Source organism: Pseudomonas sp. FA117 (assembly GCF_057370475.1).
Map to the genome: position 1 here is coordinate 1,920,246 of NZ_CM170675.1, position 12,253 is coordinate 1,932,498.

The window sequence follows — 12,253 nt, forward strand, 5'->3', positions numbered from 1 at the left end:
GATGATAAATAAGCTGATTGATATTCTTCCGCCACCCTCTCCGCGAGCCTTTGATAAAGCCGCTTGGGTGAACTTTGAAACTGATAAAGGTCTGCGGCTGCCCAACGATTTCAAGGAATTTATTTCAATTTACGGGTGCGGAGCAGTAGACGATTTTGTGTGGGTGTTAGATCCTTTTTCTAAAAATCAAAATTTGAATTTTGAGAAAAGTAAGTACTTTTTAGGCGCGTACGCTGTAATGCGGCAGGAATTTTTGTTGGACTATCCAAGGCCAAATTATCCTGCGGAAGGTTCTTTTCTTCCTTGGGCGGTGACAGATAATGGAGAAACTTTTGTTTGGTTGGTTGAGGGGCAGCCAGATTCGTGGAGAGTTGCTATTCATAGCTCGGATCAGGGAGACGAAGAAGTCTACAGTTGTGGCTGTGTTGAGTTCCTTTTAAAACTTCTTAGTAGGGATATTTCGTCAAAGATTCTACCTGGTCAGTTCCCTCCTGCTGATCTAGATAAGCATTTTTTTACAGCTGCTGATTAGGTGCAAAAGGTAAAGGCTCCGAGGCTCCGTACAACCCGCAAACTACCATAAATGATCTGGAGTCCACTCATGGGCGTGACAACGTTCTTTCCCCTACGGTTTCGCCAGTTGATGGTCGGAATGTGCATCATCTCGATGGCTAGATTAACGAGGTGAAAACGAAAATTGCTATTAAGCAAAAGGAAATCGCCGCGATGAATGATTTTTCTGAGATTAATAAGGTAAGAAAGCTATTTGCTGCAATCGTTCAAGAGAAGTTGCCGGAGGTGGAGCTGGAAGCGCTGAAGGTTAGTTATCATGAGGATCTTTCTCTGTTGCTTGCAAAAGGTATGGAACAGCTTGCGAAAAATATACGCAGACTTGCGTCGAGTGGAGGAGATGCGCTAGCCACTCAGTCGGCTCTAATTCATCTTCGAGCTCATGCCATGAGTTTGTCTGGTTTTTTTGACAATATTGCCGAGGATGCCGAGTATTTGTTGCTTGAGCCTGAGTGGCCAGATATTCCTGAGGGCTATATAGCACCCTCGCAAAGTTAGGGGGCTCCAAGGTGCGGGGGTGCCGTTGCTGAGAATGGCTTTTTAGCATCTTTTTAAAATAACGGGCGTTCCTAAGATAGAATGAACTGCTCTTTTTTGTGCGCAGGTTTCGTCCTCCGTCCTCCGTCCTCCGTCCTCCGGCGAAGTAAACTAGGGTGTATGAAAATTTTTTAGACGAAGGTCAGGCAAGGCGAAACGGCCGAGGAAGCGGAGTTTATGGATTGTAAATGAGCATTCCAAGGCTGTTTTTAACGCGGCATCACCGAGTATCAGACTTTTTGTACAGAGCCTAGTAGCGCCTCTCGCCAAATCTATGCTCAGTTTGCACCTGAAGCAGCAGCCCCTACTCATCGAAAATCGCTTACCCCAATCCTGCCCCGCTCTACAGCCGGTGCTCGACCATGCTCCGGTCTGGCAGCCACGGCACCACCTCCATCATTCGGCGTTTGGTAAATCAGCTGAATGGCGGGTGCGGCAAGTAGAACCAGCGGTTTAGGCGGCCGAGCACATACAGAAGGCGTCCGGGAAGCTCGTTCGTGTTTTATCGCCCGCCGCTGAGCGTGGGCGTGTCGCTCAGCGCCGAGCAGGTCGCCGCCCTTACCCACGACATCGTCTGGATGGAGCAGGTCGAGGTCAACGGCGAGAAGGTGCTGGCCCCGGTGCTGTACCTGGCCCACGCCAACGGTCGCGTCGCCCCCAACGGCGCGCTGATTCAAGGCCGCGACGTCAACCTGATCAGCGGCGGCGACCTGGTCAACGTCGGCACCCTGCGTGCCACCAACAACCTCGCCGCCAGCGCCACCAACATCAGCAACAGCGGGCTGATCGAAGCAGGCGGGCGCCTGGACATGCTCGCCACCGACTCGATCCGCAACGCCCAGGGCGGGATCATCGCCGGTCGTGAAGTGAGCCTGACCGCGCTGACCGGCGATGTGATCAACGAACGCAGCGTCACCCGGCTGGAAGGCCGGGCCGGTGGTGAGCAGGTGACCAAGGACCTGGTCGACAGCGCAGCGCGCATCGAGGCGGCGAACGACCTGACCATCACCGCCGGGCGCGATATCGGCAACGTGGGTGGGGTGCTCAAGGCGGGTGGCGATATCAGGCTGGATGCCGGTCGCGACCTGTCCATCGTCAGCCAGGAAGGCGTCGACAGCCACGAGTATCAACGCCGCCGTGTCAGCGGCCACGACACCAGCATCACCCAGTACGGCAGCGAGATCAGCGCAGGCGGCAACCTCACCGCCACGGCAGGCCAGGATCTGAGCATCGTCGCCAGCGAAGTCGAGGCACGCCGCGACCTGGCCCTGCAGGCCGGCCGCGACGTGACCCTGGCTGCTGCGGCGAACGAGGAGCACAGCTACGCCAAGGGCAAGAAGGGCAAGACCAAGTACGAGCGGCAAGAGGATGACGTCGAGCAGCAGTCTGCCGTGGTGAAGGCCGGCGGCGACCTGGCCATCGACGCCGGACGTGACCTGCGCCTGGTGGCGAGCAAAGTCAGCGCCGGCGAAGAAGCCTACCTGGTGGCCGGCGACAAGCTGGAGCTGCTGACGGCCAACGACAGCCAGTACTCGCTGTACGACATGAGCAAGAAAGGCGGCTGGGGCAGCAAGCAGACCCAGCGCGACGAAGTCACCGACGTCAAGGCGGTGGGCAGCGAAGTCAGCAGCGGTGGCGACCTGACGCTCAAGAGCGGTGGCGATCAGTTGTACCAGGGGGCGAAGCTCGCCTCGGGTAATGACCTGACCATCGATAGTGGCGGCGCGGTGACGTTCGAGGCGGTCAAGGACCTGCATCAGGAGAGTCACGAGAAGAGCAAGTCGGATCTGGCGTGGACCAGCGCCAAAGGCAAGGGAAGTACTGATGAGACGCTGCGCCAGACCTTGATGGTAACCCAGGGGGAATTGGCGATTCGGGCCGCTGGCAAAATAAATATTGATATTAAGCAAATTGACCAAAACACCGTCAGCCAAACGATTGATGCAATGGTCCGAGCAGAACCCCAACTGGCGTGGATCAAGCAGGCCGAGGCCAGCGGACAAGTGGATTGGCGAGTAGTAAAAGAAATTCACGACAGCTGGGATTACAAAAATTCAGGACTGGGAGCAGCGCCCGCCCTGATTATTTCGATTGTCGCGAGCGTCTACCTTGGTCCTCTTGCAGGTGCCATGGCCAGTAACTTTGCAGTAGGAACCATAAACGGTGGTGGAGACATCGGTGCTGGCCTAAAAGCGGCAACCAGCAGCAAGGCCATAAAGGGATACGCTACGCAGATGGTGACAAGCGGAATTTTGAGTGGAATAGACACAGCAGTTGCGGGGTGGAATCCCGACGGCCCGTTGGTTCTGAGTGCCAATGGCATCAATAATCCAGGGTATAGCTCTGGTCTGTTGGATTGGAATTCGGTCAGCCAGAACATCCTTCGTAGCAGCACACATGCTTTGGTCGCTGGCAGTGTGAACACAGCGATAAATGGAGGCAGCTTCAAAGATAATCTTGGGGCTGCTGCTGTGTCTGAAGGATTGGATTTGGCGGCGGCCTTCGGTAATAAACAGGTCGGCGATTTGGCTGATTATCTCAACGTCAGTCCTGGCTCTGCACAAAAAATCCTAATGCACGCAGTCTTGGGTGGTGCGCTGTCATCCGCCAAGGGAGGAGACTTCAAAACAGGGGCACTGGCAGGTGCTGCAGCGCAAGGTCTCACGGCGGCTACAAGTGCAGGTCTAGGCAAGTATCTCGATTCACGGTTTGCTACGGACGACCAGTTCAAGGTGGCGACCGCCCAGATTATTGGGGTTTTGGCAGGAGCCCTGGGTAATGGGAACCCTGAAACCGCCAGTTGGGTGGCTGGAAACGCTCAGCGCTATAATGACTTTTTACATCCAGGGGGAAGTTGGGGGGCGGAAGCTGCCAGCTTAGGAGCATATATGGCTGAGCAAGGCAAGACACCCGAGCAGATTTCTGATGCGCTCCAGTCCTTGGCTAGAAGCGATGGGTACAAAGGCCCAGGTCATGATTATGTCGCCGGTTGGGTCTATGCTCCTGGCGCATTAGGTGTGGTTGTGGCGCCCGCAACCGGTGTTGCAGGTGTCGTATCAGGTGCGGCGATTTCCGGCGGAGCGAATATCGGTTATCAGTTATCCACCGATAAGCCGTTTAGTTACGTGGACGCATCAATTGCTGCTACTGTTGGCGGGGCCACTCAAGGCAGAGGGTTAGGGTTCACTCTCGGTGCTGGGGTGGGTGGGTCTTATTTGGGAAGTTTGATCAAGGGTGAAGATCCGACATACTCACTTCTGGGCGCAGCTCTGGGTGGCTTGATGGGTTTTAAAGGAGGTCAAGTAGTGTCTGGTCAGTTAAAGCCAGTTGTCGGAGAAGAAGCTGATATATACGGCAACGTAGTTGGTTCTGTGTTTTCCGAAGTCATCGGGGGAAAAATCAGTTCTGTAGGGGATAAAAAGTGAAGCTGGAAAGAGTTGGGTTTTTATTGATGGCTATGTTGTTGGCGTATTCTGTATTGCTTTTTCTTGTAATTGGCATATTGGCACATCTTTTGGGGGCGATTATTGGTTATTATAAGTTTGATTATTGGGTATTTGGTTGGGAGGATATTCATAAGTCTATTCTTGTTGGATTGTCTTGCGGGGTTCCAGTCGCTTTAGGGATATGGGTGAAGTCAAAGGTGGCAGAGGTTAAAAAAAAGCGCAGCGACTGATTTTTAATTTGTGGTTGTGTTGGGTTTGTCTGGGCTTTAGAGGGGCGGAATTTGTGGGGGTCTAAATTTATCTAGAATGCCAATTGTGTATTTGGTCGGATCAGTTCGCTTATAGGAGCAAGAATAGAGCGTGGCGATGTAATTCAAGGGCTTGGAAAGCTAAAGACTTCGAATGTGTCGTATCGAAAAGGTGAGATGAAATTTATTGCCCTTGATTCAATTGGGCTTAATAAATTCAAAGATTGGTTTCGCCCTCAGAGCTCCGTCGGTTGCTTCAAGTGTCGCGCGTGCGCGTGGCCGCCATCGATCAGGCCCAAGGGCCGGGTAAACTGCCCAGCCGCAGCGGTGAAGTGGCCGCCCGCCAAGGCACGTCGAGCCAGGTAGGAGGGGCCGCCGACGGGTTGCACTGGTCCACTGCACAGCCTGGGCCGAGCACGCCGATCACGCTTGCCCAGCCCTCCACCGAGACCATCGTTGCGCGCGACACCAGCCTCCCGGCAATGACCTCGGTGGCCGCGCCGACGCTCCAGCAGGCTCTCCCGACCGTCGCCAGCACCGTCTCCACCGCCATGACACTGCCCGCGGCGCAGAGCACCCGCGGGTGCAGGGCGTTCCGGCCAATACTGGCACCCCGCAGCCGCACAAGTACCTGATCGGGACCAATCCGGTACTCACCGACCTCAAGCAGTTCCTGAGCTCCGACTACCTGCTTGGCCAGCTCAACGTCAATCCAGATCAGGCCATCAAGCGCCTGGGCGACGGCCTCTACGAACAACGCCTGATCCGCGAAGCCGTGGTGGCCCGCACCGGCCAGCGCTACATCGACGGCATGACCAGCGACGAGACACTGTTCCGCTACCTGATGGACAACGCCATCGCCAGCAAGGACAAGCTGTCGCTGAGCGTGGGTGTGTCGCTCAGCGCCGAGCAGGTCGCCGCGCTGACCCACGACATCGTCTGGATGGAGCAGGTCGAGGTCAACGGCGAGAAGGTACTGGCCCCAGTGCTGTACCTGGCCCACGCCAACGGTCGCGTCGCCCCTAACGGCGCGCTGATTCAAGGCCGTGACGTCAACCTGATCAGCGGCGGCGACCTGGTCAACGTCGGCACCCTGCGTGCCACCAACAACCTCGCCGCCAGCGCCACCAACATCAGCAACAGCGGGCTGATCGAAGCAGGCGGGCGCCTGGACATGCTCGCCACCGACTCGATCCGCAACGCCCAGGGCGGGATCATCGCCGGTCGTGAAGTGAGCCTGACCGCGCTGACCGGCGATGTGATCAACGAACGCAGCGTCACCCGGCTGGAAGGCCGGGCCGGTGGTGAGCAGATGACCAAGGACCTGGTCGACACTGCAGCACGCATCGAGGCGGCGAACGACCTGACCATCACCGCCGGGCGCGATATCGGCAACGTGGGTGGGGTGCTCAAGGCGGGTGGCGATATCAGGCTGGATGCCGGTCGCGACCTGTCCATCGTCAGCCAGGAAGGCGTCGACAGCCACGAGTATCAACGCCGTCGTGTCAGCGGCCACGACACCAGCAGCACCCAGTACGGCAGCGAGATCAGCGCAGGCGGCAACCTCACCGCAACGGCAGGCCAGGACCTGAGCATCGTCGCCAGCGAAGTCGAGGCACGCCGCGACCTGGCCCTGCAGGCCGGCCGCGACGTGACCCTGGCTGCTGCGGCGAACGAGGAGCACAGCTACGCCAAGGGCAAGAAGGGCAAGACCAAGTACGAGCGGCAAGAGGATGACGTCGAGCAGCAGTCTGCCGTGGTGAAGGCCGGCGGCGACCTGGCCATCGACGCCGGACGTGACCTGCGCCTGGTGGCGAGCAAAGTCAGCGCCGGCGAAGAAGCCTACCTGGTGGCCGGCGACAAGCTGGAGCTGCTGGCGGCCAACGACAGCCAGTACTCGCTGTACGACATGAGCAAGAAAGGCGGCTGGGGCAGCAAGCAGACCCAGCGCGACGAAGTCACCGACGTCAAGGCGGTGGGCAGCGAAGTCAGCAGCGGTGGTGATCTGACGCTCAAGAGCGGTGGTGATCAGTTGTACCAGGGGGCGAAGCTCGCCTCGGGTAATGACCTGACCATCGACAGCGGCGGTGCGGTGACGTTCGAGGCGGTCAAGGACCTGCATCAGGAGAGTCACGAGAAGAGCAAGTCCAACGTTGGCTGGTTCAGCATGAAGGGCGAGGGCCGTACGGATGAAACGGTTCGCCAGAGCGAGCTGGTCGCCAAAGGCGACCTGGTGATCAATGCTGTTGGCAAGATTCATGTGGATGTGCGCCAGGTCAACCAGCAGACGGTGAGCGAGTCCATCGATGCCATGGTCAAGGCCGACCCGAAGCTGGCCTGGCTCAAGCAGGTCGAAGCACAAGGTGGCGTGGACTGGCGTCAGGTCAAGGAAATCCACGACTCGTTCAAGTACAGCAATTCAGGGCTGGGGCCGGCTGCTCAGCTCGCGATTGCGATCGTCATGGCGGCCGTCGTCGGCCCTGCCGCAGCGGCCTGGGCCAACGGCGGTGTCGCTGGAGCCGCCGTCGGGGCTGTTGCCACGGGCGCTGCGACCAATGCTTCGGTAAGCGTCATCAACAATCGAGGCGATCTGGGGGATGTGGTCAAGGATGTGACCTCCTCCGATGCGATGAAGGGCTATGTCATTTCGGGTGTGGCTGCAGGTCTGACAGCGGCCTATTTCGATGGCTGGACGGGAACGAAAACCGACCCAGTCACGGGCAAAGTCCTTGGGCCCGAACTGAACACGATCAAAGGCGTAGGTCAGTTCGCAGCCAACCAGACGTTGCAGAATGGCACCTCCCTGCTGCTGAGCAAGGCCCTTGGGCAGGGCGGCAGTGCCAGCGATGCGTTGAAAAGCGCGCTGTTCAATACGCTGGCGGCAGCCAGTTTCAATGCGGTGGGGGATTACACCAAGCAGTTCGGCATCGAGAACGGCAGCCTCCCCAAGATTGCCATCCATGCGATGGTGGGTGGCTTGCTGTCGAAGGCCACTGGCGGTGACTTCAAAACGGGTGCCTTGGCGGCCGGCGCGAATGAGGCGCTGGTGGTGCAGCTCAACAAGCTGGTTGGGGGAAATGAAAACCTGCTGACCATGAGCTCGCAGATCGTCGGGGTGCTGGCGGCGGCAAGCCAGGAGGATGCTGATGCCAGCTCGTTGGACAAAGCCGCATGGGTCGCCAAGAACGGCACGCAATACAACTATCTGGAACACCTGGATATCCTGGCTTTTGCCAAAGACATGAATGGCTGTGGTACGGACGAAAGCTGTCAGACGGACAAGTGGATAAAAGAGAAATACGACGACGAGAGCTTGCGTAACGTAGAGGATGCCCAGAATACTTACGGGCCTCAAAGAGCCAAGGAGAAATCGCTTCAGATCGCCCAAAGCATAGACACACTGATGTCTGTCCAGTGTACGACGGCTAGGTGCGAAACATACAAGACAGCTCTATTGGAGCGCTCGATTGACAGCTATGCGCGCCTGAGTAAAGTCCTGAACGAATGGGCGCCTACGCTGGACCGCTTGGGGCTTGTTGGTGGCGCTGCTGCAGGTAAACAGGCTGGGTCTAGGCCTGTTGGAGTACCTGAACGTGCGGAGCTTGCGCAGGTTCAGCGAGCAGTGGACTATCTTGCAGGGGCAAAAGCTACTGGGGCGGCAGGAAAGCCTCTGGTTTCGAAGGGGTCAGAGGTAACCCCTGAGATTATTCAAAAAGCATTGCAGGGTGATCCTGCTATTAGTGCGCAAGGCGCTGTGTCATTACCTGCGGTGCAAAGATATGTTGATCGAATTCTTAAGGGTGATGTTGCTCCGGCAATTAAGATGGACGGCAATGTAATCGTTGATGGGAATCATCGTTATATAGCAGCAAAAATATTAGGTCGAAATCCAGATGTGACACCTGGGGCCTTATCTCCTAACAAAGTCGGTCAAACCAAACCAGTGTCTGAGCTGAAAGTGGATCAAGTAGATTGGGGGAACAGGTGATAACTATTGTTTTCGAAACTGGCGCAGAGTTGGAATTGCCCTTGACTAGTTTTGCTAAGTCAAGTTTAAGAGGGCTAGAATTGCATCGTGCAATTTTTGACGGTTTAGATCTAACAGAGGCTGATTTCACAGGTTCAAACTTAAGGAATGCCTCTTTTAATTGTTCTCTGTTGAATGGTGCTGTGCTGAGTGGTTCGGCACTAATGAATGCAAGTTTTATTGATGCGAAGATGAGTTGTGTCCATCTTCTAGATGTCGTCGCGGCTTATGCGGATTTTTCAGGGGCGGATCTTTCAATGGCTAATTTAAAAAATGCGGATGTTGGTGGCTCTAGTTTTGCAAATTCCAATTTACGAGATGTTAATTTTGACGTAAAAAGAATAGATGGTGCTATTTTTTTAGGTGCAATATATAATGATAAAACAATCTGGCCTAAAGGTTTTGCTCCGGAAAGCTCTGGTGCGGTTAGGGTTTCAGATTAATAATGCCGTTGCGTGAGTGATTTTGATTAGTTGGTGCAAAAGCAACATCGATTGAGTATTTGCCGAAAGCTACGCGGAATAGTGCAGGACAGATAGAGGCGAACATTACTCAGAGCAGCGCCATAAAGACTCTTGAGTCTAATGGTTATAAAAAGACAATTTCTCAGGATGGCTCAGTTACTGTGTTAACTAATGGAGGGAAGACCTATCGATTCTATCCATCTTCAACGTCCACAGGGCAGCCGTCCGCGTCGTTGACTATAGAAGGGGTAAAAAAACCAACTGCGAAAATCAGGTTTTCAGGAGAGTAGTCGTGACTGTTTTGAACGTTGAAGATAAAGATTTGAATTCTTTTCTTGATAGGATGTCAGGTGTCATAGATTTTAAGAAAGACTTGCCGGCGAATGTTTTCATTGGTGGTGGCTTTCTGTTTTGGTTTTTTGAGAGACCATTGCTCTGCTTTTCTGAGATTTTTTCGGGGTTGGTATCGAATAGCCTTTCCAGTTTTAAGTCAGATGTTTTTATAAAGTTTTCAGGTGGTGAGCGATTAGGTAACTCTTGTTTTTCCTTAGATGGAAACGATTTAGAGAGAGATGTTCGTTGGTTGAGTAAAAGGTTTGAAAATTTTTTTGATGGAACGGTTGGTTATCCAATAGCTTTATGCGATAGCGCGTGCAAATGGGTTGCCTTCGAAAGCGCATATGAGGAGTTTGGCGTTGTTGCTGTGAAAAAATCAGAGCTTCAAGAGGGTTTTTACAAGTACTTAAACTCAAATTTGATCTCGATGGATGAGTTGGCTGAGCTGGCATCCAGTTGCACCGCGGAAGGTATAATCGCAAAGGCTCTGATCTCTTCCTATTCTAACTAGTCGGGGCAAAAGCAGCAGGGCGTGCCGCTGAAGCGGGCTCCATTTTTACTCAACAGCGTAATCTGGTCAAAATATCCCATTCAGTTTAGTGGGAATAAGGACTCGGTGGGATCAATTGATGATGTGAAAGTGGCCACCTACAAGCTGGCAGCGGAGCAGGGTCAGGTGGATAATTATGGTTCGGGTCAGCCAGGGCATGTTTTTAATGTGGTTAATCAGAATGGTGTTGTTAGATTCCTTGATGGGCAGACGGGGAAGCCGGCAAAACTCGATGGCTTCAAGACGCTACAGCTATTGAGAACCAATTGATTATAACTTATGCATGTGCCTTGAAGAAGGCAAAAGAATATTTAATGGATTCCGAAATTCTTTTGCAAATTACATATCAAGGTGAATTTGCTGAGGGCTGGTATTTTTGCTACCAGTCAAAAGAGTTTTTGGAAACCGGTGAGCTATCAGCCCAACTCGCAGGGAATGCCCCGTTTTTGATTGATAGGCAGTCTGGTGAGCTTCATGTTCTCGGAACAGCTAAGCCTCTGGAGAGTTATCTGAACGATTGCATAAAAGGCAAAATTGCGAAACCGAGATAGTTTCGTACTGTGAAAGTAATTGAGGCAGCAGCAAAACTTCTCTGGATATGTAGGCAGTGCCATTAAATTTTCACTAGCCAACGGCTCGTCGCTTTGCTGAGTATCGGTTAGCCAGGATGAGAAGGTCGAGCTCGCGGCATACCTTCAGGTTTATGCCTTCGAGAGACTGGATGCCGTCAGGAAACTGGATGCCCAAAATGGCTTGGGTATCAGCCATAGCCTGGCAGCCGTCCAGGCAAGTGTCGCCAGTTTGCTCAGTGGTGAGCAGACCTTGGGCTATGGCTATCCCTATGCAGGTAGCAGCCAGGACAAGCTCGCGTGGGCAGATGCTCAGCGCAGCCAAATGGGACTGGTTGAAAACCTGACCTGGACTCGGGACCGCAGTGTCGACGAGCAGACCTACCTTGATGCCAAGTCCAGCCTGCGCATTGGTGAACAGCAGCAAGGCCTGGCCAACCTGGGTGATCCTGCGATCTACTTCCTGACAGGCTCTATTGGCAGCATGATCAGGGCGGTGGCGGCGACCAACGGGGCGCTGCAGTTTACCCAGGGTGCCAAGCAAGCGGTTGATGGTGATGGATGGAATGCCGCTGGTAATATGGTGGCCGGCCTGCTGGGGATGGCTACACTGGGGATTCCTGCCATCAAGGGTGGGGCGGGGCCTGTAGTCGTTGCTGACTCGAAAGTGGCAGGTGGGGCGAAAGATAGTGGTTCTAGTGGTTTCAGTGGCGGAAAGCCAACTATTGCTGATGATCGATATAGCCCGAATGTTGTTACTGAAAGGTCTAGTTTAAATAGAGATTATTATGGTCGGGAAAATGCTGCCGATGAGTTTTCTGCTGGTCTCCCAGACTATGCAACGCATTCAACAGCAAAGAGCTATCAGTCAACGGCGCCAAGAGATCTGAACGAGCAGACTTTGTGGAACAGAGTAGTAGAAAATCCATCTGCCGGTCGTGATACAAAGCTAGCAGGCGATAAAGATTTTCCGCGGAGTGAGGGGTGGAGGAAAATGGAAGTAAGTCACCGTCTACCTAGCGGAGAAAATTATAACCATCCACTACCAGTACAACTCCGTAACCGATAAAGCATACGATATGAAAATTACTACGCCGCAACAGCTGCCCCCTGTGCTGCAACCCGGTAGGACTATTGAGTGACGTAAATATGATTATTCGAGAAATTGGGCGAGAAGAGCCTGTACAGGTGTTTGGGGTTTACTGGATAGAGAACGAGCGTTTTTACTGGGTCATTCCTTATGATGGCTACGGCGGCCTGATGGTGCTCAGCGATAGAGAAGTCAATGTTGTTGACTCTTCTTTGTCAAGTGATCTCATCCTCTGCAAGGACGGAGGGGGAGGGGACATGATTCTGCATTGGGCAGCAGAAGATTTACTTGAAAAACTTGTGGAGTGTGATCCGCTAGCAATGGTCGAGTTCCTAGAGCGCATAAAAGGCTGATAGTGGAAAAGGTAACAGTGTTGCTGAGGCTTTAACCGGGGGAGGCTAGAAGCAGCTCGATAA

General features: G+C 53.9%; 9 protein-coding genes and 2 pseudogenes. All 11 read left to right on the top strand.

Going from position 1 to position 12,253, the window contains the following annotated elements:
- Position 1: 1 nt before the first annotated feature.
- The 11 genes and pseudogenes from AC1TXO_RS08990 (at position 2) to AC1TXO_RS09040 (ending at position 12,190) form a co-directional block, all read left to right on the top strand.
- Entirely contained in the window at positions 2 to 532 is a 531-nt protein-coding gene (locus AC1TXO_RS08990) for an SMI1/KNR4 family protein (protein WP_486405978.1), read from the top strand.
- Between the two features lie 152 nt (positions 533 to 684).
- Positions 685 to 1,068, top strand: coding sequence for a hypothetical protein (locus tag AC1TXO_RS08995; protein ID WP_486405979.1), 384 nt, complete (start codon positions 685 to 687; stop codon positions 1,066 to 1,068).
- 554 nt (positions 1,069 to 1,622) lie between these two features.
- A pseudogene (locus tag AC1TXO_RS09000) lies at positions 1,623 to 4,532 on the top strand (DUF637 domain-containing protein); the annotation flags it as partial.
- On the top strand, positions 4,529 to 4,783 hold the full coding sequence (locus AC1TXO_RS09005; RefSeq protein ID WP_486405980.1) for a hypothetical protein: 255 nt from the start codon (positions 4,529 to 4,531) through the stop codon (positions 4,781 to 4,783). The pseudogene AC1TXO_RS09000 and the gene AC1TXO_RS09005, both read left to right, overlap by 4 nt.
- Before the next feature lie 598 nt (positions 4,784 to 5,381).
- Positions 5,382 to 8,789 (top strand): annotated as a pseudogene (locus AC1TXO_RS09010) (DUF637 domain-containing protein); the annotation flags it as partial.
- Between the two features lie 41 nt (positions 8,790 to 8,830).
- Entirely contained in the window at positions 8,831 to 9,271 is a 441-nt protein-coding gene (locus tag AC1TXO_RS09015; protein ID WP_486405981.1) for a pentapeptide repeat-containing protein, read from the top strand.
- A 313-nt stretch (positions 9,272 to 9,584) separates the two neighbouring features.
- Positions 9,585 to 10,139 carry a hypothetical protein gene (locus tag AC1TXO_RS09020; RefSeq protein WP_486405982.1) on the top strand — a complete coding sequence of 185 codons (555 nt, stop codon included), beginning with the start codon at positions 9,585 to 9,587 and terminating at the stop codon, positions 10,137 to 10,139.
- Between the two features lie 21 nt (positions 10,140 to 10,160).
- On the top strand, positions 10,161 to 10,448 hold the full coding sequence (locus tag AC1TXO_RS09025; RefSeq protein WP_486405983.1) for a toxin glutamine deamidase domain-containing protein: 288 nt from the start codon (positions 10,161 to 10,163) through the stop codon (positions 10,446 to 10,448).
- Positions 10,449 to 10,492: 44 nt separating this feature from the next.
- Positions 10,493 to 10,729: a YrhB domain-containing protein gene (locus AC1TXO_RS09030; RefSeq protein ID WP_486405984.1), complete on the top strand. Its 237-nt coding sequence runs from the start codon at positions 10,493 to 10,495 to the stop codon at positions 10,727 to 10,729.
- A gap of 202 nt (positions 10,730 to 10,931) precedes the next feature.
- The gene (locus AC1TXO_RS09035; RefSeq protein ID WP_486405985.1) at positions 10,932 to 11,816 is read left to right on the top strand and encodes a hypothetical protein; all 885 of its coding nucleotides are present in this window, start codon (positions 10,932 to 10,934) and stop codon (positions 11,814 to 11,816) included.
- 80 nt (positions 11,817 to 11,896) lie between these two features.
- The gene (locus tag AC1TXO_RS09040; protein WP_486405986.1) at positions 11,897 to 12,190 is read left to right on the top strand and encodes a hypothetical protein; all 294 of its coding nucleotides are present in this window, start codon (positions 11,897 to 11,899) and stop codon (positions 12,188 to 12,190) included.
- The last annotated feature ends 63 nt before the right edge of the window (positions 12,191 to 12,253 follow it).